20 protein-coding genes are annotated in these 19,494 nt (G+C 65.5%); 8 read left to right on the top strand and 12 right to left on the bottom strand.

The window, feature by feature from the left end; translation table 11 throughout:
* Position 1 precedes the first annotated feature (1 nt).
* The 7 genes from C2I19_RS06245 to dapC form a co-directional block, all read right to left on the bottom strand.
* The gene (locus C2I19_RS06245) at positions 2 to 289 is read right to left on the bottom strand and encodes an STAS domain-containing protein (protein ID WP_103901857.1); all 288 of its coding nucleotides are present in this window, start codon (positions 287 to 289) and stop codon (positions 2 to 4) included.
* Entirely contained in the window at positions 289 to 921 is a 633-nt protein-coding gene (locus C2I19_RS06240; RefSeq protein WP_103901856.1) for an MlaC/ttg2D family ABC transporter substrate-binding protein, read from the bottom strand. The genes C2I19_RS06245 and C2I19_RS06240 overlap by 1 nt, the downstream gene beginning before the upstream one ends.
* 78 nt (positions 922 to 999) lie before the next feature.
* Positions 1,000 to 1,467, bottom strand: coding sequence for an outer membrane lipid asymmetry maintenance protein MlaD (gene mlaD, locus C2I19_RS06235; protein WP_103901855.1), 468 nt, complete (start codon positions 1,465 to 1,467; stop codon positions 1,000 to 1,002).
* 12 nt (positions 1,468 to 1,479) lie between these two features.
* Positions 1,480 to 2,265: a lipid asymmetry maintenance ABC transporter permease subunit MlaE gene (mlaE, locus tag C2I19_RS06230; RefSeq protein WP_103901854.1), complete on the bottom strand. Its 786-nt coding sequence runs from the start codon at positions 2,263 to 2,265 to the stop codon at positions 1,480 to 1,482.
* The gene (locus C2I19_RS06225; RefSeq protein ID WP_103901853.1) at positions 2,258 to 3,079 is read right to left on the bottom strand and encodes an ABC transporter ATP-binding protein; all 822 of its coding nucleotides are present in this window, start codon (positions 3,077 to 3,079) and stop codon (positions 2,258 to 2,260) included. Before C2I19_RS06225 ends, mlaE begins: the two co-directional genes overlap by 8 nt.
* 352 nt (positions 3,080 to 3,431) lie before the next feature.
* Positions 3,432 to 4,253 carry a 2,3,4,5-tetrahydropyridine-2,6-dicarboxylate N-succinyltransferase gene (dapD, locus tag C2I19_RS06220; protein ID WP_103901852.1) on the bottom strand — a complete coding sequence of 274 codons (822 nt, stop codon included), beginning with the start codon at positions 4,251 to 4,253 and terminating at the stop codon, positions 3,432 to 3,434.
* Positions 4,254 to 4,325: 72 nt separating this feature from the next.
* Positions 4,326 to 5,531, bottom strand: a complete 1,206-nt coding sequence (dapC, locus tag C2I19_RS06215) for a succinyldiaminopimelate transaminase (protein WP_103901851.1) — start codon at positions 5,529 to 5,531, stop codon at positions 4,326 to 4,328.
* Positions 5,532 to 5,584: 53 nt separating this feature from the next.
* On the opposite strand from dapC, the gene C2I19_RS06210 reads away from it, so the two are divergent.
* On the top strand, positions 5,585 to 6,508 hold the full coding sequence (locus C2I19_RS06210) for a DMT family transporter (protein ID WP_103901850.1): 924 nt from the start codon (positions 5,585 to 5,587) through the stop codon (positions 6,506 to 6,508).
* A 19-nt stretch (positions 6,509 to 6,527) separates the two neighbouring features.
* Positions 6,528 to 7,106, top strand: coding sequence for a GNAT family N-acetyltransferase (locus C2I19_RS06205; protein WP_233201119.1), 579 nt, complete (start codon positions 6,528 to 6,530; stop codon positions 7,104 to 7,106).
* A 52-nt stretch (positions 7,107 to 7,158) separates the two neighbouring features.
* Here the strand turns inward: C2I19_RS06205 and C2I19_RS06200 are convergent, their stop codons facing one another.
* From C2I19_RS06200 to C2I19_RS06190, 3 genes are all read right to left on the bottom strand, one after another.
* Positions 7,159 to 7,674 (bottom strand): hypothetical protein, encoded by a 516-nt coding sequence (locus C2I19_RS06200; RefSeq protein WP_103901849.1) that lies wholly within the window; start codon positions 7,672 to 7,674, stop codon positions 7,159 to 7,161.
* Between the two features lie 327 nt (positions 7,675 to 8,001).
* Positions 8,002 to 8,220, bottom strand: a complete 219-nt coding sequence (locus C2I19_RS06195; protein ID WP_103901867.1) for a SlyX family protein — start codon at positions 8,218 to 8,220, stop codon at positions 8,002 to 8,004.
* A gap of 10 nt (positions 8,221 to 8,230) precedes the next feature.
* A complete protein-coding gene (locus C2I19_RS06190) occupies positions 8,231 to 9,544 on the bottom strand; it encodes a Na+/H+ antiporter family protein (RefSeq protein WP_103901848.1) in 1,314 nt (437 codons plus the stop codon).
* 207 nt (positions 9,545 to 9,751) lie between these two features.
* Between C2I19_RS06190 and C2I19_RS06185 the strand changes: the two genes are divergently transcribed.
* Entirely contained in the window at positions 9,752 to 10,048 is a 297-nt protein-coding gene (locus C2I19_RS06185; protein WP_103901847.1) for a DUF2325 domain-containing protein, read from the top strand.
* Between the two features lie 194 nt (positions 10,049 to 10,242).
* The gene (locus C2I19_RS06180) at positions 10,243 to 10,638 is read left to right on the top strand and encodes an acyl-CoA thioesterase (protein WP_103901846.1); all 396 of its coding nucleotides are present in this window, start codon (positions 10,243 to 10,245) and stop codon (positions 10,636 to 10,638) included.
* Positions 10,639 to 10,644: 6 nt separating this feature from the next.
* On the opposite strand, the gene C2I19_RS06175 is transcribed toward C2I19_RS06180, so the two are convergent.
* A complete protein-coding gene (locus C2I19_RS06175) occupies positions 10,645 to 11,355 on the bottom strand; it encodes an ArsR/SmtB family transcription factor (RefSeq protein WP_103901845.1) in 711 nt (236 codons plus the stop codon).
* Between the two features lie 80 nt (positions 11,356 to 11,435).
* On the opposite strand from C2I19_RS06175, the gene C2I19_RS06170 reads away from it, so the two are divergent.
* From C2I19_RS06170 to C2I19_RS06160, 3 genes are read left to right on the top strand one after another with little or no spacing between them, the layout of a single operon-like run.
* Entirely contained in the window at positions 11,436 to 12,062 is a 627-nt protein-coding gene (locus tag C2I19_RS06170) for a DUF6058 family natural product biosynthesis protein (RefSeq protein ID WP_103901844.1), read from the top strand.
* Positions 12,059 to 13,153, top strand: a complete 1,095-nt coding sequence (locus C2I19_RS06165; protein WP_103901843.1) for a cytochrome P450 family protein — start codon at positions 12,059 to 12,061, stop codon at positions 13,151 to 13,153. Before C2I19_RS06170 ends, C2I19_RS06165 begins: the two co-directional genes overlap by 4 nt.
* On the top strand, positions 13,150 to 13,497 hold the full coding sequence (locus C2I19_RS06160) for an antibiotic biosynthesis monooxygenase family protein (protein ID WP_103901842.1): 348 nt from the start codon (positions 13,150 to 13,152) through the stop codon (positions 13,495 to 13,497). The genes C2I19_RS06165 and C2I19_RS06160 overlap by 4 nt, the downstream gene beginning before the upstream one ends.
* Here the strand turns inward: C2I19_RS06160 and C2I19_RS06155 are convergent.
* A complete protein-coding gene (locus C2I19_RS06155; RefSeq protein ID WP_103901841.1) occupies positions 13,489 to 14,265 on the bottom strand; it encodes a class I SAM-dependent methyltransferase in 777 nt (258 codons plus the stop codon). The two genes, C2I19_RS06160 and C2I19_RS06155, sit on opposite strands and share 9 nt — an antisense overlap.
* A gap of 224 nt (positions 14,266 to 14,489) precedes the next feature.
* Between C2I19_RS06155 and C2I19_RS06150 the strand changes: the two genes are divergently transcribed.
* Positions 14,490 to 19,494: DUF4347 domain-containing protein (locus C2I19_RS06150; protein ID WP_103901840.1), on the top strand; the 5,005-nt coding region annotated here is incomplete at its 3' end.

Here is a 19,494-nt window from a genome sequence, read left to right as displayed (position 1 = left end):
ATTACTCTCCGATGGATAACAGCGGTTCAAGATCGTACAAGCTGGCCAGCGCGGCCAGATTGGCCGGCACGCCGCTCAGCGTCAGCTTGTGGCCTGCGGCGGCAGCGGCGCGGTGCGCCTCCAGCAGCAGGGCCAGCGCGGCGGAGTCTGCGCCCTCTATGCCGGACAAGTCCAGCCGCAACGGCCCCTGGGCGGCGAGCCGGGCGATGGGCGCCAGCAGCGCGCCGCTGCTGGCCATGTCGACGCGGCCGGTCAAGCTGGCCGCGCCGGGGGCGGTGACGTTCAGCATCAACCCTTGCCCTTGGAGGCAGGCGCGGCGGCCACCGGAGCGGCGTTCTTGTCCTGCAGCAGCTTGATCAGACCGTCCACGCCGCTCTTGCGGATCTCTTCGTTGAAGCTGTTGCGGTACACGGTGACCAGGCTGGCGCCTTCCACACTGACATTGTAGATCTTCCAGCCCTTGTCGCCCTTGTACAGCACGTAGTCCACGGCCACCGGATTGGCGTTGCCCGGCAGGGTCACGCTGGACTTGACCGTGGCGTCGCGGCCGCTGGCACCCATGACGGGGTTGGGCTGCACATTGACCTGGGCGGTCTTGAAGCGGGTCATGGTGGTGGAGTAGGTGCGCACCAGCAGGGTTTGGAACTGCTGGGTCAGCTCCAGACGCTGATCCGCCGACGCCTGGCGCCAGCCCAGGCCTACGGCCAGGGCGGTCATGCGCGGGAAGTCGAACAGCGGCACGGCGATGGTTTCGGCCTGCTGGCGAATTTGCTTGGTGTTCTTGCCGTTGTCTTGCTTCAGCACATCCAGCACCTGGCGCGAGCTGTCCTTGATCATTTCAACCGGGCTGTCGGCAGCCGCCAGCGCGGAGGCGGAGGACAGGCCGAGCATCAGGCAGAACAGGGTAATCAGTTTCTTCATTTGCTTGTTCCATTTTCGCTAGTCTTGCGGGCCGCCCAGAGGCGGCGCCGCGTGGAGGGGATCGCCCCGCTTGCGACGCTATTTGCTTGCGTCTTTGCCGGTGAAGCCGGTCATGAATTTGCCTATCAGCTGTTCCAGCACCATGGCGGAAGAGGTGATGGTGATGGTGCCGCCGGCGGCCAGATTGGTTTCCGAGCCGCCTTGCTGCAAGCCGATGTATTGCTCGCCCAGCAGGCCGGAAGTCAGGATGGAGGCGCTGACGTCGTCGCTGAGCTGGTATTGCTTGTCGATGTTCAGCGCGACGCGGGCGCGGTAGGTTTTGGTGTCGAGGCGGATGTCGGCCACGCGGCCCACCAGCACGCCGGCCTCCTTGACCGGCGCCTTGATCTTGAGGCCGCCGACATTGTCGAAATCGGCGTATACCACATAAGTTTGCGAGGCGCTTTGCGGCGTCAGATTGGCCACTTTCAGCGACAGAAAGGTCACGGCGGCGATGCCCAGCGCGACGAAAATGCCGACCCACAGATCGATGGTAGAGCGTTTCATTGTTTCATTTTCCTAGAACATGAAGGCGGTCAGCACGAAGTCCAGCGCCAGGATGACCAGCGCCGAAGTGACCACGGTGCGGGTGGTGGCGGCGGACACGCCGGCGGCGGTCGGCGTGGCGTCGTAGCCTTCGAATACGGCGATCAGCGTGACCGCGACGCCGAACGCCAGGCTCTTGATGAGGCCGTTGATCACGTCGTAGTGCAGGTCCACATTGCCCTGCATCTGCGACCAGAACGTTCCGGCGTCCAGGCCTATCATCACCACGCCCACCAGATAGCCGCCGAACACGCCGACGACATTGAACAGCGCGGCCAGAATGGGCATGGAAATCACGCCGGCCCAGAAGCGCGGCGCGATGACGCGGGCGATGGGGTCCACCGCCATCACGCTCATCGCGTCCAATTGCTCGGTGGTCTTCATCAGGCCGATCTCGGCCGTCATCGCGCTGCCGGCGCGGCTGGCGAACAGCAGCGCGGCCAGCACCGGGCCGAGCTCGCGCAGCAGCGCCAGCGCCACCATGGCGCCCAGCGCGTCGGCAGAGCCGAACTTGGCCAGCGTGGTGTAGCCCTGCAGGCCCAGCACCATGCCGACGAACAGGCCGGACACCAGGATGATGATCAGCGACATCACGCCGGCGAAGTAGATTTCGCGTATGGTCAGTTGCAGCCGCAGCAGGCTCTGGCCGCTATTGGCCAGGATGGCCAGCAAGAAGCGGCTGGCGAAGCCTAGCCGCCAGACGGCGTTGATGGTGACGTGGCCCAGCCGGCGCAGCGGCGAAGTAATCAGATCAAGCATGCGCGCCTCCTTCTTGCAGGCCCAGATCGGCCGCCAGCTCGGTGGCGGCCGGGAAACTGTAATGCACCGGACCATCGGCCTCGCCATTGAGGAACTGGCGCACCCACGGCGAATCCGAATTGCGCACCTCGTCCGGCGATCCCTGCGCGATGACCTGGCCGCCGGCGACGAACAGCACGTGGTCGACGATGGCCAGCGATTGGTGCACGTCGTGCGTCACCATCACCGCGGTGGTGCCCAGCGCGTCGTTGAGCTTCTTGACCAACAGCGCGATCACGCCCAGCGAGATCGGGTCCAGGCCGGTGAAGGGCTCGTCGTACAGCATCAGCTGCGGATCGAGCGCGATGGCGCGGGCCAGCGCCACCCGGCGCGCCATGCCGCCGGACAGTTCGGCCGGCATCAGTTTTTGCGTGCCGCGCAGGCCCACCGCCTCCAGCTTCAGCGTGACCAGATCGCGGATCATGCTTTCCGGCAGCTTGGTGTGTTCGCGCAGCGGGAAGGCGACGTTGTCCTCGACGTTGAGGTCGGTGAACAGCGCGCCGAACTGGAACAGCATGCCCATGCGGCGGCGGTGCTGGTACAGCTCGGCCTTGCTCATGGCGCAGATGTCCTTGCCGTCTATCAGCACCTGGCCGGATTGCGGCCGGATCTGGCCGGAAATCAGGCGCAACAGCGTGGTCTTGCCGCTGCCGCTGCCGCCCATGACGGCCACCAGCTTGCCGCGCGGCACGCCTAGCGTGAGGTTTTTCAGGATGGGCCGGTCGCCGTAGGCGAAGCAGACGTTCCTGAATTCGATGAAGTAGTCTGAGGACACGAAATTTCCAAACAGCTTGCAAGGAGAGTCCGCTTTATGACCCCGCTCGCGCCGTGAAATTCCTCGCGGCGCGGCCCTGCGGCTTAGCGATGCCGCAAGCGGAATAGACTGGGGGATGCACGAAAATCGCCAGGTTGGCCGATTTTATGTGTACGTGCTGGTTCGGACTCGAATAGGCGGATTTTATAGCGTTGAGGACGCCCCGCCAAATATCGCTATGTTACCAAGTGCAAAATTGACGCAGCATCAACAAGATTGACGTTGTTCGATTGACAGGCGCGCGGAAGATCAGGCCGGCGGCAAGGCGCCGGCCTTGAGGGGCGGCCCCGCGGGCGGGGGGCCGAGGCGGGGATTACACCCCGCGCAGCAGTTCGTTGATGCTGGTCTTGCTGCGGGTTTGCGCGTCCACCTTCTTGACGATCACCGCGCAGTACAGGCTGTGGCTGCCGTCCTTGGACGGCAGGTTGCCGGACACCACCACCGAGCCCGGCGGCACGCGGCCGTACATGACTTCGCCGGTTTCGCGGTCGTAGATCTTGGTGGACTGGCCGATGTAGACGCCCATCGAGATCACCGAGCCCTCGCCGACGATCACGCCCTCGACGATTTCCGAGCGCGCGCCGATGAAGCAGTTGTCTTCGATGATGGTGGGGTTGGCCTGCAGCGGCTCCAGCACGCCGCCGATGCCGACGCCGCCGGACAGGTGCACGTTCTTGCCGATCTGGGCGCAGGAGCCGACGGTGGCCCAGGTGTCCACCATGGTGCCTTCGTCGACGTAGGCGCCGATATTGACGTAGGACGGCATCAGCACGGTGTTCTTGGCGATGAAGCTGCCCTTGCGCGCCACGGCGCCCGGCACCACGCGGAAGCCGGCTTCCTGGAAGCGGGCCGGGGACCAGTCGGCGAACTTGGTGTCCACTTTGTCGAAGTAGCGGTTGACGCCGTCGTCCAGCACAGCGTTGTCGCGGATGCGGAAGGACAGCAGCACGGCCTTCTTCACCCATTGGTTCACCACCCATTCGTCGCCGTTTTTCTCGGCTACGCGCAGGTGGCCGTTGTCCAGCTCGGCGATGACCTGTTCGATGGCCGCCTTCAGTTCCGGCGACACGGTGGCGGGGGTGATTTCGGCGCGGTTTTCGAAGGCCTGCTCGATCAGGCTTTGGATCGGATGCATTTGATTGAGTCCTTTGGCAATGTGAATCGAAGTCGTCATCTAAATTCTGTTCAGTTCGGGTGGTTCAAAAGCTCAGGCCGAGGCCGCCGGCTGGCGGCTGCGGCAAAATTCTGAAATGCGCCGCGCGGCGGCGACGCATTCGTCCGGCTCGGCCACCAGCGCGATGCGGATATAGCCGCGGCCGGGGTTGCCGCCGTGGGCGTCGCGGGCGAGGTAGCTGCCGGGCAGCACCGTCACGTGCTGTTGTTCGAACAGCGCGCGGGCGAAGGCCACGTCGTCGCCGTCCGGCACCCGCGCCCACAGGTAGAAGCCGGCGTCCGGCATGTCCACCTCAAGAACAGGCTGAAGCAGCGGCAGCGCGGCGGCGAACTTGGCGGCATAGGCCGACCGGTTGGACTCGACGTGGGCCTCGTCGTTCCAGGCGGCGAGGCTCGCCGCCTGCACCGTCAGGCTCATCGCGCTGCCGTGGTAGGTGCGGTACAGCAGGAATTTTTCCAGGATGGCCGCGTCGCCGGCTACGAAGCCGGAACGCATGCCGGGCACGTTGGAGCGCTTGGACAGGCTGGTCAGCATCACCAGGCGGTCGAGGCCGCGGCCCAGCGCGCGCGCGGCGGACAGGCCGCCCAGCGGCGGCTCGTCGAAGTAGATTTCCGAATAGCACTCGTCGCTTGCGATCACGAAACCGTAGCGGTCGGACAGCGCGAACAGCTGCTCCCAGTCGGCCAGGCCCATCACCGCGCCGGTGGGATTACCCGGGCTGCATGCGATGACCAGCTGGGTCCGCGTCCAGACATCGTCCGGCACGCTGTCCCAGTCCGGGAGGAAGCGTTGGGACGCCTCGCAGTTCAGGTAGTACGGCTCCGCGCCGGCCAGCAGTGCCGCGCCCTCGTAAATCTGGTAAAACGGATTGGGAGAGATCACCACGGGTTTGACCGCGCCGCTGGCATCGATCAGGCATTGCGTCAGCGAGAACAGCGCCTCGCGGCTGCCGTTGACCGGCAGCACCTGGCGCGCCGGGTCCAGCTTGACGCCGTAGCGGCGCTCGGCCCAGGCGGCGCAGGCCGCGCGCAAGGCGGGCGTGCCTTGGGTGGCCGGATAGCCGGACAGTCCGGCCAGATTGGCGCACAGCGCGTCCTTCACCAGCTGCGGCGCCGGATGTTTGGGTTCGCCCATCGCCAGGCTGATGTGGGGCAGATCGGCCGGAGGCTCGCTGCCGGCCAGCAGCGCGGACAGCCTTTGGAACGGATAGGGATGCAATTGGGCCAGGCGGGGATTCACGGCGGGTCTCCATCAAAAATGCGGCGCGGCAGTCGACCATCTTAAGAACAGCCATGACACCTGTAAAACAAAAATTTCTCGCCACCAGCGGCATCCTGACCACGGCGCTGGTATGGGCATTGATGTGGTACCCATTCCGCAGCCTGAAGGCCCAGGGCGTCAGCGTGCCCATGGCTTCGCTGGCGACGTATCTGATCACCATCGCGCTGGGCGTGGTGGTGTTTTTCAAGCTGTACCGCGAGCAGTTCCGGCTGGAGCCGCCCTTGCTGCTCTTGATGCTGGTGTTCGGCTGGTGCAACTTCAGCTACACCCTGGCGGTGGCGGAAGGGCAGGTCATGCGGGTGCTACTGCTGTTTTACCTGTCTCCGTTGTGGACGGCGCTGCTGTCGCGGCTGTTGCTGCATGAGCGCCTGACGCGCAGCGGCTGGCTGGTGGTGGCCCTGTCCTTGCTGGGCTGCTTTGTGTTCATCTACCGGCCCGGCATGCTGCAGGGCGAGGCGCCGCTGACCCATTCCTACGAGTGGCTGGCGCTGTCCGGCGGCATGGCCTTCGCCTTCGGCAATGTGGTCAGCCGCAAGCTGCACACGATTCCGGTAGCGGTGAAGTCCGCCACCATCTGGTTCGGCGTGGCGCTGATAGGCGCCGTCAGCCTGCTGCATAGCGGCGAGCTGCACAAGATGCTGGACATCCCGGCTCAGAGCTGGCTGATGCTGTTCATTCTGGGCGCGGTGCTGTTGTGCACCAGCGTGATCTCGCAGCACGGCCTGTCCATTCTGCCCGCGACGCAGGCGATGACGCTGATGCTGATGGAGCTGGTGTTCGCCGCGGTGTCCGCTTATCTGCTGGCCGGCGAGCAGATGACGCTGCAGGAGTGGCTGGGCGGCGGCTTGATCGCCGGCGCCAGCCTGCTGTCCGGCGACATGACGCACCCGGCGCCGCATCCCCATTCCCATCACCCGCCGCAAGGGGCGGCGTGACAAGCATTCTGGAGACTACATGCAGATCAGACCGATGACGCCGCAGGACTTCGCGGCGTTTTGGCCGATATTCCGCGACATCGTCGCCGCGCAGGAAACCTACGCTTTCGATCCCGCTCAGAACGAGGACGCGGCGCGCCGGCTGTGGTGCGAAGCGCCGCTGGAAACCTGGCTGGCCGAAGAGGACGGCGTGGTTCTCGGCAGCTATTTCCTGAAGCCTAACGCCGCCGGGCCGGGCAGCCATGTCGGCAACTGCGGCTATATGGTGTCGCCGGAGGCCCGAGGCAAAGGCGTGGCGCGCGCGATGTGCGAGCATTCGCAGCGGCGCGCGCGGGAGCGCGGCTTCCTGGCGCTGCAGTTCAACAGCGTGGTGGCGACCAACGAGGCTGCGGTGGCGCTGTGGCAGAAGCTGGGCTTCGACGTCGTAGGCAGGCTGCCGCGCGCCTACCGGCATGCCAAGCATGGGCTGGTGGATTGCCTGGTGATGTACAAGTGGCTGGGCGAAGAGAATCAACCTGCCATGCCGGAGCCGGTCAAGCTGATAGGCCGCAAGAACATCGAGGCGGTGGTGTCGCGGCGGCGCAAGCGCGACGCCTGAAACGGCAAGCCCGCCGCGGGCCGAAGAGGCGGGCGGCGGGAGAGGCTGAGACTTACTGGCCCAGGTGTTGCAGATACTGCTGCAGGGCCTTGATGTTATTGTCGTAGGCGGCCGGGGCGCCGAGTTCGACGCCGCCGCTGCGCACGTAGTAGGCGAAAGGCACGCCGCGGGTGTCGAAGAAGGGCAGGAAGTCGTCCGGCTGCAGCGTGGTGCCGTTCAGGCCTATCGCCCAGTTATTGGCCTTGTAGCGGTTCAACTGCTCGATCACCGCGTGGACGGCCAGGCCTTCCGCGCTGCGGATCAGCGCCACGTAGTGGTTCAGCGTGTCGGTGTTGACCTGATAGGCCGTCGGCTCTCCCACGTTGACGCCCTGGGCGCGCACATAGTAGCTGAACGGCAGCTGGCGTTCGGTGAAGAAGGCCAGGAAGCCATCCGGCGCCAGATTGTCGCCGTTCAGGCCGATTGCCCAGTTCTTGGACTGATATTCCTTCAGTTGCTTGATCACGCCGTTGACGGCTTCGATTTCCTGTTTGGCCGGAACGTTCACTGCGATGGTGTTGTGCGCCATGATTGCCACTCCTGTGATGAGGGAAGAGATCAACAGGACGGGGCGGCGCGCTGCGGCAGGCGGGAGAGAGTCATTGGCTGGCTCCGTTGGTGGATGCGGGGCCGCGGTGGCGGCGGACAGGCTCAGATTAGCGGCGGCGCATTTCTTGAGCTACTGATCCATCTGCCTGCTGTTTTTTCGGGGTTTTTATTCTATAAAACCAAATTGAATATCCATTTTTTATCCAGAAAATTGAATTTCCTTAGCATTTAAATGAATTTCCTGGCGGGCGCGAAAACGCCCGAACCATTGCCGGTCCGGGCGCGAAGGCGCGGCGCTTTGCGGCGCTCAGTAGTGCGGCGGGATCTCGTCGCGCGGCGAGCCGCCGGGGCCGTCGTCCGGCTGCGCGTTTCTGAACTGCTGGTACAGCAGGCGGATTTGCTGTTGCAGCAGGTCGATTTCCTTCTGCTGGCGGGCGACGGTGGCGTTCAGCGCGTCCAGCAGCTCGTCCTGGAAGGCGAGGCGCACTTCCAGCGCCTCGACGCGGGGTTCGGTATTGGTGTCCATGGCCGCCATTCTACAACACCATGGCGGCGATCCAGCCGGCCGTCATCAGCGGCAGGTTGAAATGCAGGAAGGTGGGGATCACGGTGTCGCGGATGTGGTCGTGCTGGCCGTCCAGGCTCAGGCCGGAGGTCGGGCCCATGGTGGAGTCGGAGGCCGGCGAGCCGGCGTCTCCCAGCGCGCCCGCGGTGCCGATGATGGACACAGTGGCCAGCGGCGAGAAGCCCAGATGCGCGCATAGCGGCACATAGATGGCGGTGAGGATGGGCACGGTGGAGAACGACGAGCCTATGCCCAGCGTCACCGTCATGCCTATGGCCAGCATCGCCAGAGCGGCCAGCGGGCGCTGGCCCTCGAACAGCGCCGCGCCGGCCTTGACCAGCGGCGCGATCTCGCCGGTGGCGCGCAGTACTTCGGCGAAGCCCTGCGAGGTGATCATGGTGAAGCCCACCATCGCCATCATCTTCATGCCCTCGTTGAACACGCCGTCGGCGTCCTTCCATTTCACCACCCCGGTGGCGAGGAACAGCAGAAAGCCGGCCAGCGCGCCCATGATCATCGAGCCGGTGTAAAGCTGCACCGAGAAGGCCGCGACGATGGCCGACAGCGCTGTGATCAGCGATTTGCGGCTGACGCGGGCATGGGTGCGCTCGGCGTTTTCGATCTTGCCCAGCGAGTAATGGCGGGGCTTGCGGTAGCTGACGAGCACCGCCGACAGCAGGCCTGCCACCATGCCCAGCGCCGGGATGGCCATCGCGTGCATCACGTTGATGCCGCGGATATCCATGCCGGCCTTGGCGGCGTTGCCCAGCAGGATTTGCTTCAGGTAAATGTCGCCGAATCCCACCGGAAACACCATATACGGCGTCACCAGGCCGAAAGTGATGACGCAGGCCACCAGCCGGCGGTCCAGCTTCAATCGCGCCATCACGTACAGCAGCGGCGGCACCAGCATGGGGATGAAGGCGATGTGTATCGGCACCAGGTTCTGGCTGGCGATGCTGACCGCGCCCAAGAGCAGGATCAGCGTCCATTTCAGCTTGCCGTGGGCGTTGCTGGTTTCCAGCTTTTTCACCGCCAGATCGGCCATGGCGTGCGGCAGGCCGGATTTGGCGATAGCCACGGCGAAGGCGCCCAAGAGCGCGTAGGACAGCGCGACCGAGGCGCCGCCGGTGATGCCGTTATTGAAGGCGGCGAGCGTGGCGGACAGCGAAAGCCCGCCGGCGAGGCCGCCGACCAGGGCGCCCAGCAGCAGGCTGATGACAACATGGGTGCGCAGCAGGGTGAGAGTGAGCATGACGCCCACGGCTAGAACAACGGCATTCATTGGTATAGACAAATCGCAGAGGGGCGCGCTCGGCGCGCGGGGCGGGCAGGGTAGCGGGTTTTGACCAGGCTGTCGAGCGCGGGTAGAAGCCATTTCTTATATATCCTGATGTAATTAACTTTCCATTCAAAATTACTAGGGGAAATGAAGAAAGCCCCTTACAGTCGATTCATCACCTGAATCCGCGCAAGGCGGCAAGGAGGCATGATGGACGCGCTGCTGGTAGGGGCAGATAGCCTGGGCACCATCCCGGAGGTTTTGCGCAGCTACGGCATTCGCATCGCCCGCCACGTTTGCGGCCGCAATGTCGCGCACCAGCGGCGCGCGCCGCTGCCGGGGCGGCCGGATGTGTTGATCCTGCTGACGGACTTTCTCGGCCACAACGTGATGCGGCATTACCGCGACCGCGCCGCCGCGCAGGGCATCCCGGTGCTGGCTTGCCGCCGTTCCGCCACCGCGGTGGAGCAGCGGCTGCGGCATCATGGCTGGAGGCCGCAGCCATGATTTTCTCCGGCAATGAAAACTGGCTGGCCTGGCTGCTTGGACTGACCGTGCGGCAGGCGCCGCCGCGGGTGGAATGGGGCCGCGTCAAGCGGCCGCCGGCTGCCCAAGCGCGCTGAGACTGGCGGGCGGCGCTGGTTCCCCGGCCGCGGTTCTGCGACACTCCGCGCTATCGTTTGGAAACAGGGAACCGCTTGATGTCAGTCTTTTCCGTTGAATTCAAAGTGCGCGACTACGAGTGTGACATGCAGGGTATCGTCAACAACGGCGTGTATTTCAACTACCTGGAGCATGCCCGCCACGAGTTTCTGCTGGCCAAGGGCATAGATTTCGCCGAGCTGGCGCGCGACAAGATCAATCTGGTGGTGGTGCGTTCGGAGATGGACTACAAGGCCTCGCTGACCAGCGGCGACCAGTTCGCCGTCATCGTGGCCTTCGAGCCGGTGTCGCGGGTGCGTTTCGGCTTCCGCCAGCAGGTGGTGCGCGCGGCCGACGGCAAGGTGGTGCTGGAAGGCCTGGTCATCGGCACCGCCATCAACGAGCGCGGCCGTCCGGCGATACCGGAAGGCTTCGCCGAACGTTTGACTGCCTAACGCGGCTCATTCCGCCAGCGTCTCCGGCCGGATGCCCCACTGCTCGCGCAGAAAGGCTTGTCCGGCCGGCGTGATGCGCAGCGCGCGGCTGTCCAGCCGCCGCTCTACCCAGCTTCGCGCCAGAAACTCCCGGCATAGCGCCGCCCCGTAGCTGCCGGCCAAGTGCGGCCGCCGTTCGCTCCAGTCCAGGCAGGCGCGCGCCTGCGGGCGGCGTCCTCCCTTCGGCTCCAATACATTCAGCGTAGCGGCGAACCAGTCGCGGCCGCGTGGGGCCAGTTCGAACTGTCTTTCCTTGTTCAACAGCAATAAACCGTCCGACTGCATCGCGTCTGCGATGGCGATGCCCAGCCGGCCGGCCAGATGGTCGTAGCAGGTGCGCGCCAGCCTGAGCGTCGGCGCCACCCGGCTGGCGGCGGGCCTGCCCAGATCATGGCCATGTGCCGCCGCGCTGAGCGCCTCCAGGGCTTGGGCGATGGCGGCATTGGCCAGCAGGTAATAACGATGGCGGCCATGCTGTTCCACTTTGAGCGCGCCGCCCTGCAACAGCTTGGCCAGGTGGTTGCTGGCGGCCTGGGCGCTGAGTCCAGCGTGCTGCGCCAGCTCGCTGGCAGGATAGCTGCGGCCGTCCAGCAGCAACAGCAGCATGCGGGCGCGGCCGGGGTCGGCCAGCAGGCTGGCCAGGCGGCTGATGTCGGGCAGGTCGGCGGTGTGGATCATGGTTCACTCCAGCGTGAAACATCGTAGCGAATGGCCGGCTACGATAGCTACATCAAAAGCGCTAGCCAAGGAGTTTCGCCATGCAGGCCTTGTTGCAGTATCTGCAAACCCATTTTCTGAGCGAGTCGCAGCTGTTGTATCGCTGTGGTCTGTCGCGTGAGCGACTGACGCGGCTGCAGCGCGAAGGGCGTGCGTCGCTGCCGTCGTACACATTGCGCTGTTCGGGCGCGGTGACGTCTTATTTCGGCGACCGGGCGCTGGACGGCGTACTGGCCTGGTATCCGCAGGCGATGGCCGAGTGGCTGATCGAGGCGGATCAAGTCGACGCCGCCGCGCTGCGCGCGCGCTTCGAGCGGCGCTATCGGGCTGAGTGGGCGCGCCTGGCGGCGCAGGGGCTGGCGGGGGCGACGGAAACCAATCTGGATGAAGAATGGGCGCATTTTCTGGCTGGCGCCTACGGCGTGTGCACCCGTCACGGCAGGGTGGAAGAAATCGCCGCCAAGGGCGTGACCGTTGTCTTGATTGACCAGCTGACCGATCGCCAGACGCGCGCGGCCTTGCCTGCGACAGAATTGGCCCTGCTGCGCCGCGCGGTGGATGTCTTGGATGAAGCGGCCGCGCCGTTTGCCGCGCATGAGCTGGCTGCCAGCTCGCGCGAGCGTTGCGTCAATCAGGCGCGGCGACAATATCTGGGAGAGGTGGCATGAGCGCCTGGCCGGAGCACGCGCTGGCCGCCGCCAGCCACCGCGATCCTTATCCTTATTATCTGGAGCTGGCGCGCCGGGGCTGGGCGCGCGACGAAGGCCAGGGCCTATGGCTGGCCGCTTCGCACGCGGCGGCGTCCGCCGTGCTGGCCAGTCCCGCCTGCCGCGTTCGCCCGGCGGGCGAGCCGGTGCCGGCAGCCTTGGACGGAACGATGCAGGGCCAGATGTTTGGCCGTTGGCTGCGGATGAGCGAAGCGCCCATCCATCAGCCGCTGCGCGCGGCGGTGGCGGCCTGCCTGGCCGTGTTGCCGAGCGAAGAGATTCAGCGCCGGGCGCAGGGCTTGGCGCGACGCTTTCTGGCGGAACGGCAAGCAAACGGAAAGGGACTGGACGGGCTGGCGGATTTCTTGCCGGCGGCGACGCTGGCTTCGCTGCTGGGTTGGCCGGAGCGGAGCCTGCTGCATCTATCCGAGCAAGTCGCGGCCTTATGCCGCGCTGTGGCTGCCAACGCGAACGCGGCGGAACGAGAAGCGGGCGAAGCGGCTTGTCAGATGCTCAATGCCGAGCTGTCTACGCTGGCGGACGCCGGCTGGCTGGCGCGTTGGCGGCGGGCGTTCGAAGTGTTGGGCGAGGATGCGCTGTGCGCCAATCTGCTGGGCGCGTTGTTCCAGAGCCGCGACGCCGGAGCCGGGCTGCTGGCCGCCGGCATCGCCTGGCGTTGCGCCGGACCGTGGGATTGGCGAGACGATGCCGAGTGGCGGCGGCGCCTGCGGGCCGACCCAGTGCTGCATCACACCCGGCGCTTCGTGGCTGAGGATGTCGAATTGGCCGGCCAGCGGCTGCGGGCCGGCGATCAAGTGCTGGTGTTGCTGGCCGCCGCCGCGCTTGACCCTGCGGGTCCGGGCGAGGCTATGGATTTCGGCCGTGGCCGCCATGCTTGTCCTGGCGAGCGGCAGGCCCTGGCCATCGCCCGCGGCGCCTTGGCGGCCTTGGAGGAGATCGGACCGGATTGGGAGGCGTTGGACGGTAGCATGGTGTTCCGCGGCCCGCCCAATGTCAGAATGCGCCGCTTCGGCGCGGGAGCGAGCAAATGATCGCGGTGATTTTCGAAGTGACCTTGGCCGAAGGCGGCCGCGACGGCTATCTGGCCTGGGCGGCGCGGCTGGCGGAGCATTTGCGGACGATGGACGGTTTTGTTTCCATCGAGCGTTACCAGAGCCTGAGCCAGCCTAACAAGCTGTTGTCCCTGTCGTTCTGGCGCGACGAGACGTCTGTCGCCGCCTGGCGCAATCAGGAAACCCACCGGGAGGCGCAGGCGGCGGGGCGCGGCGGCCTGTTCGCCGGCTACCGGCTGCGGGTGGTGGCGGTGCTGCGCGATTACGGGCTGGCCGAGCGGGAACAGGCGCCGCCGGACAGCCGCGCGGCGCACTCAGCCTGAGGCCAGCGCCTTGATCACGTAGAGGTCGAAGCGGGTGGATTTGCCGTCCAGCACCGCCGATGGCTTGACGCCTTCAATCGGGGCGCCCAGGCGCGGCCGCTTCACCACCACCCGCACCTTGGCCGCGGCGATGGCGGCGGCCAGCAATTCGGCGCTGTCCATATCGTCGCCTATCACGTGCTGGAAGGCCTGCATGTCTTTCTTGGCGGCGGCGGCTTTTTTGTCGGTGTCTGGGAACATCGGGTCGACGAACACCACATCCGGCCGCTGAGCCTCTTCCAGGCCGGCCAGCCAGTCGCGCGAATTGGCATGCGCCAGCGTCATCCGCTCGGCGATGTCGCGGGTGTTTTCGTCGCGTAGCGCGCGCTCCAGCGCGTCGGCCAGCAGCGCCGCCGCCACCGGCGAGCGCTCTACCATGGTTACCCGGCAGCCCAGGGTGGCCAGCACGAAGCTGTCGCGGCCCAGGCCGGCGGTGGCGTCCACCACATAGGGCAGCTCCTTCGCTCCCTTCAACCCCACCGCCTTGGCTACTGGCTGGCCGCGGCCGCCGCCCTGCTCGCGGCGGTGCCGCGCCGCGCCCTCGACGAATTCCGCGTACACCGCGCCGTGCTTGCCGGTGGTCAGCAGCTCCAGCCGCTCGCCGTTCAGCTCCAGCCAGTAGCCGTCCGTCGGACGTTTTTTCACCAGCGGCAGCTTGAAGCGCTCGCAGAGGCGAAGGGCGGCGTCTAGGCGGGCGGGTTCGGCACAGTAAAGCGGGGTGGCGGTCATGGGCTATCCTTGAAAACTGCTGCGCACGATACGGGATGGGGCAGTTTCCGGCAAGTTAGGCATGAGCGCCGCGTGAAAACTGCGTTGACTAGGTAAATTTAGCTACAGCGCATTTACCCATGGGACATTTTTTAATTGATGAAGATAGTCTATCCATTTAAGTAAACGTATTCTGTCTGACAGCGGCCGGCTTCGGTCAAACGTGGGCAGTGGGGAGAATGGTCATGGCGTGGTGGAAATCGGCAAAACAGCAGCAGAATCCTCGCGCCAAGGCGCGCCCCTCCAACCGCTTGCTGCTGCAGGCGCTGGAGCCCCGGATGATGTATGACGGCGCGGTGGCGGCTTCCGCCGGGCATGCGGCGCAGCATATCGGCGTGATGCACGATGTGCTGGACGCGGCGGCCCAGCAGCGGCATGGCGAAGCGGTCCGTCCGCAGGCGGTGGCTAACGCCGCGCCGCCCGCCGCCAGCGAGACCGCGCCCGCAGCCGTCAGCCAGCGCGATAGCGGCCCGCGCGCCAATATCGCCAATGCGCCGCAGGTAGTGTTCGTCGAATCCGACGTGGCCAATCTGCAAAGCCTGGTTTCGCAATTGCCGTCCAATTACCAGGTGGTGATTCTGGACAGCAGCAAGGATGGTCTGGCGCAGATTGCGCAGTGGGCGCAGAGCCATCACGGCTACGGCGCCCTCCACATTGTTTCGCACGGCCAGGAAAACGACCTGCAACTGGGCGCCACCGAGCTGACCACCGCCAATGTCGCCAGCTATCAGGCGGAGCTGGCCACCATAGGCCAAGCGCTGCGGCCCGGCGGCGACATCCTGCTGTATGGCTGCGATGTGGCCGAGGGCAGCGCTGGCGCGGCCTTGGTCGATTCGATTGCGCGGGAGAGCGGCCGCGTGACGGCGGGGTCCACCAATGCCACCGGCGCAGCCAGCCTGGGCGGCGACTGGACGCTGGAGTACGCCACCGGCAAGCTGCACGTGGCCGCGCTGGATCTGCCGGGCTATCACGGCCTGCTGACCCAGCCCACTTCCGGCACCACCAGTTTTGACTCGTTGGACGGCTCCACCACCGTGGTGCCCACGGGCAACGCCACGCTGACGGTAAGCAATTACCTTGGCTGGAATTTCACGATGAACATGAACTCGAACAGCGATGGCCAGAACGAGATGATCATCGTCGAGAAAGATGGTTCGAGCTCCACGGAAACGGTGGACGCGCTGAGCAACGGCGTCAAGCAGATCAATTATTTCTCGGTCAAGCCCAACGATGGCAGCCTGTTCACGCTGAACTCCATCACGGTGGTGATCAACGGCTACGACTCCACCTTCAACGGCGGCACCATGCAACTGGTGGGCTATCTGAATGGTTCAGCAGTGGCCGGCGCTACCTTGAGCCAGAGCGTCAGCGACATCGACAACGACGGCTCGCCGGTCACTTTCAGCGTGTCCAGCAACAGCAATTTCGTCGGCATCGACTCCTTCCGCGTGATCGCGGCCAACGGCCACAACGTCACCGGCCTGGTCGGCATCGGCGCCATCAACGCCACCACTTTCCACTTCCCCGGGCCGACATTGACCGCCAGCGGCGGCAGCAGCGCCTACAGCTCCGGCAACGGCAACGCGGTGACGGTGGACAGCGGCATCACGCTCAGCGATACCGCGGCCTCGACCCAAACCAGCGCCACGGTATCGATTACCGGCAACTTCCACAGCGGCGAGGACGTGCTGGCATTCACCAATAACGGCAGCACCATGGGTAATATCAGCGGCAGCTACAACAGCGGCACCGGGGTGCTGACGCTGACCTCCAGCGGCTCCACCGCCACCAATGCGCAGTGGCAGGCGGCGCTGGAGGCGGTGACTTACCGGGACAGCTCGCTGTCGCCGAATACCAGCAGCCGCACCATCAGCTTCGCCATCACCGATGCCAGCAGCAATACCAGCTCCACGGTGACCAAGACTGTCACCGTGGCGGCGGACAGCGCGCCGGTGATCAGCAACCTGAATGGCGACAGCAACACCTTTTACGCCGGCAACGGCGCGGTGAGCCTGGACACCGGCACCGCGGCCACGGTCAGCGATAGCGACACCTCCAATTTCAACGGCGGCAACTTGACGGTGCATATCTCCGCCAACGGCCACAGCGGCGAAGACGTGCTGGGCATCAGCACCGCCGGCACGGTCACGCTCAGCAACGGCACCAACTCCGGCAGCACGGTGTCGGTGGGCGGCGTGGCGGTCGGCACCATAGACGCTAGCGGCGTGGGCAGCGGCGGGCAGGATCTCATTGTCGATTTCAATAGCAGCGCCACCGCTTCCAGGGTGGGCACGCTGGTCAATGCGTTGACTTACAGCGACAGCGCCATGGGCATACCCAACACCTCCACCCGAACCATGCAGGTGACGGTCAACGACGGCCGCGGCGGCACCAGTTCTGCCGCCAGCGTGACGATGGCGGTCAGCGCCGCGCCCCTGCTCGCCGCCAGCGGCGGCAGCGCGGCCTTCACTGCCGGGGACAATGCCACCTCCACGCCTGTGGCGGTGGACGGCGGCATCTCGGTGACCGACAACGCCAGCACCACGCTGGCCAGCGGCACGGTCTCCATCACCGGCAACTTCCACAGCAGCGAGGACGTGCTGGCCTTCACCAACGACGGCAGCACCATGGGCAATATCAGCGCCAGCTACAACAGCGGCACCGGGGTGCTGACGCTGACCTCAAGCGGCGCGACGGCCACCATCGCGCAATGGCAGGCGGCCTTGCGGGCGGTGACGTATACCGACAGCGCGCTGACGCCGAACAGCGCCACCCGCACCGTCAGCTTCCAGGTGCAGGACGGCGGCAGCAATACCAGCTCGACGGTCACGCGCAACGTGACGGTGGCGGATACTGATCAGACGCCTATCGCCACCGCCAGCGGCGGCAGCACGGCCTTCACCGCCGGCGACAATGCCACCTCTACGCCAGTGGCGGTGGACAGCGGCATCACGGTGTCCGATCTGGACAACACCACCCTGGCCAGCGCGACGGTATCGATCACCGGCAACTTCCACAGCGGCGAGGACTCGCTGAGCTTCACCAATACCAGCGCTGTCACTTACGGCAACATCACGGCCAGCTACAACAGCGGCACCGGGGTGCTGACCCTGACCTCCAGCGGCGCGACGGCGGTCAAATCCCAATGGCAGGCGGCGCTGCGCGCGGTGAAATACACCGACAGCGCGGTGACGCCGAACAGCGCGACGCGCACCATCAGCTTCGTGGTCAACGATGGCACTAAGAACAGCGCGGCGACGACCAAGACGGTGACGGTGGCGGATACAGACCAAACACCTATCGCCAATACCAGCGATGGCAGCGCCGCATTTACTGCCGGCGACAACGTGACGTCAACGCCTGTGGCGGTGGATAACGGCATTGTCGTGTCCGATCTGGACAACACCACCCTGGCCAGCGCGACGGCATCGATCACCGGCAATTTCCACAGCGGCGAAGACGTATTGGCCTTCACCAATACCAGCGCGGTGACTTACGGCAATATCACAGCCAGTTACAACAGCGGCACCGGGGTGCTGACCTTGAGCTCCAGCGGGTCGACGGCGACGGTGGCGCAGTGGCAGGCGGCGTTGCGGGCGGTGACCTACACCGACACTGCGGTGACGCCGAACACCGCCACCCGCACCGTCAGCTTCGTGGTCAACGACGGCACCAAGAACAGCGCCGCATCCACGCGCGACGTGACCGTTGCTGACACTGACCAGACGCCTATCGCCACCGCCAGCGGCGGCAGCACGGCCTTCACCGCCGGCGACAACGCCACCTCTACGCCGGTGGCGGTGGACAGCGGCATCACGGTGTCCGATCTGGACAACACCACCCTGGCCAGTGCGACGGTATCGATCACCGGCAACTTCCACAGCGGCGAGGACTCGCTGAGCTTCACCAATACCAGCGCGGTGACTTACGGCAATATCGTTGGCAGCTACAACAGCGGCACCGGCGTGCTGTCCTTGAGCTCCAGCGGCGCGACGGCGACGGTGGCGCAATGGCAGGCGGCCATGCGGGCGGTGAAGTACACCGACAGCGCGGTGACGCCGAACAGCTCGACGCGCACCATCAGCTTCGTGGTCAACGATGGCACCAAGAACAGCGCGGCGACGACCAAGACGGTGACGGTGGCGGATACAGACCAAACACCTATCGCCAATACCAGCGATGGCAGCGCCGCATTTACTGCCGGCGACAACGTGACGTCAACGCCTGTGGCGGTGGATAACGGCATTGTCGTGTCCGATCTGGACAACACCACCCTGGCCAGCGCGACGGCATCGATCACCGGCAATTTCCACAGCGGCGAAGACGTATTGGCCTTCACCAATACCAGCGCGGTGACTTACGGCAATATCACGGCTAGTTACAACAGCGGCACCGGGGTGCTGACGCTGACCTCCAGCGGGGCGACGGCGACGGTGGCGCAATGGCAGGCGGCGTTGAGGGCGGTGACGTACACCGACACCGCGGTGACGCCGAACACCGCCACCCGCACCGTCAGCTTCGTGGTCAATGACGGCAGCAAGAACAGCGCCGCGTCCACGCGCAACGTGACGGTGGCCGACACCGATCAAACGCCGCTGCTCACGGCCAGCGGCGGCAGCGCGGCCTTCACCGCCGGCGACAATGCGACGTCCACGCCGGTAGCGGTGGACAGCGGCATTACGGTGTCCGACCTGGACAACGCCACCCTGGCGAGCGCGACGGTGTCGATCACCGGCAACTTCCACAGCGGCGAAGACGTGCTGGCGTTCAGCAACACCAACTCCACCACCTACGGCAATATCAGCGCCAGTTACAACAGCGGCACCGGGGTGCTGACCTTGAGCTCCAGCGGGTCGACGGCGACGGTGGCGCAGTGGCAGGCGGCGTTGCGGGCGGTGACCTACACCGACACTGCGGTGACGCCGAACACCGCCACCCGCACCGTCAGCTTCGTGGTCAACGACGGCTCCAAGAACAGCGCCGCGTCGACGCGCAATGTGACCGTTGCTGACACTGACCAGACGCCTATCGCCACCGCCAGCGGCGGCAGCACGGCCTTCACCGCCGGCGACAACGCCACCTCCACGCCGGTGGCGGTGGACAGCGGCATCACGGTGTCCGATCTGGACAACACCACCCTTGCCAGTGCGACGGTATCGATCACCGGCAACTTCCACAGCGGCGAGGACA

The sequence above is a fragment of the Chromobacterium alticapitis genome (assembly GCF_002924365.1).
Lineage (GTDB): Bacteria > Pseudomonadota > Gammaproteobacteria > Burkholderiales > Chromobacteriaceae > Chromobacterium > Chromobacterium alticapitis.
Note: the sequence above shows the minus strand (reverse complement) of the source record. Positions and strands in the feature narration are given on the sequence as shown.

What these genes read in the sequence shown, in the direction of transcription:
- C2I19_RS06165 (WP_103901843.1), top strand. Translation starts at nt 12,059, where the DNA reads ATGAGCGCCTGGCCGGAGCACGCGCTGGCCGCCGCCAGCCACCGCGAT.
- mlaD (WP_103901855.1), bottom strand. Translation starts at nt 1,467, where the DNA reads ATGAAACGCTCTACCATCGATCTGTGGGTCGGCATTTTCGTCGCGCTG.
- C2I19_RS06205 (WP_233201119.1), top strand. Translation starts at nt 6,528, where the DNA reads ATGCAGATCAGACCGATGACGCCGCAGGACTTCGCGGCGTTTTGGCCG.
- mlaE (WP_103901854.1), bottom strand. Translation starts at nt 2,265, where the DNA reads ATGCTTGATCTGATTACTTCGCCGCTGCGCCGGCTGGGCCACGTCACC.
- C2I19_RS06195 (WP_103901867.1), bottom strand. Translation starts at nt 8,220, where the DNA reads ATGGACACCAATACCGAACCCCGCGTCGAGGCGCTGGAAGTGCGCCTC.
- dapD (WP_103901852.1), bottom strand. Translation starts at nt 4,253, where the DNA reads ATGCATCCGATCCAAAGCCTGATCGAGCAGGCCTTCGAAAACCGCGCC.
- C2I19_RS06200 (WP_103901849.1), bottom strand. Translation starts at nt 7,674, where the DNA reads ATGGCGCACAACACCATCGCAGTGAACGTTCCGGCCAAACAGGAAATC.
- C2I19_RS06185 (WP_103901847.1), top strand. Translation starts at nt 9,752, where the DNA reads ATGGACGCGCTGCTGGTAGGGGCAGATAGCCTGGGCACCATCCCGGAG.
- C2I19_RS06240 (WP_103901856.1), bottom strand. Translation starts at nt 921, where the DNA reads ATGAAGAAACTGATTACCCTGTTCTGCCTGATGCTCGGCCTGTCCTCC.
- C2I19_RS06180 (WP_103901846.1), top strand. Translation starts at nt 10,243, where the DNA reads ATGTCAGTCTTTTCCGTTGAATTCAAAGTGCGCGACTACGAGTGTGAC.
- C2I19_RS06210 (WP_103901850.1), top strand. Translation starts at nt 5,585, where the DNA reads ATGACACCTGTAAAACAAAAATTTCTCGCCACCAGCGGCATCCTGACC.
- C2I19_RS06245 (WP_103901857.1), bottom strand. Translation starts at nt 289, where the DNA reads ATGCTGAACGTCACCGCCCCCGGCGCGGCCAGCTTGACCGGCCGCGTC.
- C2I19_RS06160 (WP_103901842.1), top strand. Translation starts at nt 13,150, where the DNA reads ATGATCGCGGTGATTTTCGAAGTGACCTTGGCCGAAGGCGGCCGCGAC.
- C2I19_RS06170 (WP_103901844.1), top strand. Translation starts at nt 11,436, where the DNA reads ATGCAGGCCTTGTTGCAGTATCTGCAAACCCATTTTCTGAGCGAGTCG.
- C2I19_RS06190 (WP_103901848.1), bottom strand. Translation starts at nt 9,544, where the DNA reads ATGAATGCCGTTGTTCTAGCCGTGGGCGTCATGCTCACTCTCACCCTG.
- C2I19_RS06155 (WP_103901841.1), bottom strand. Translation starts at nt 14,265, where the DNA reads ATGACCGCCACCCCGCTTTACTGTGCCGAACCCGCCCGCCTAGACGCC.
- C2I19_RS06175 (WP_103901845.1), bottom strand. Translation starts at nt 11,355, where the DNA reads ATGATCCACACCGCCGACCTGCCCGACATCAGCCGCCTGGCCAGCCTG.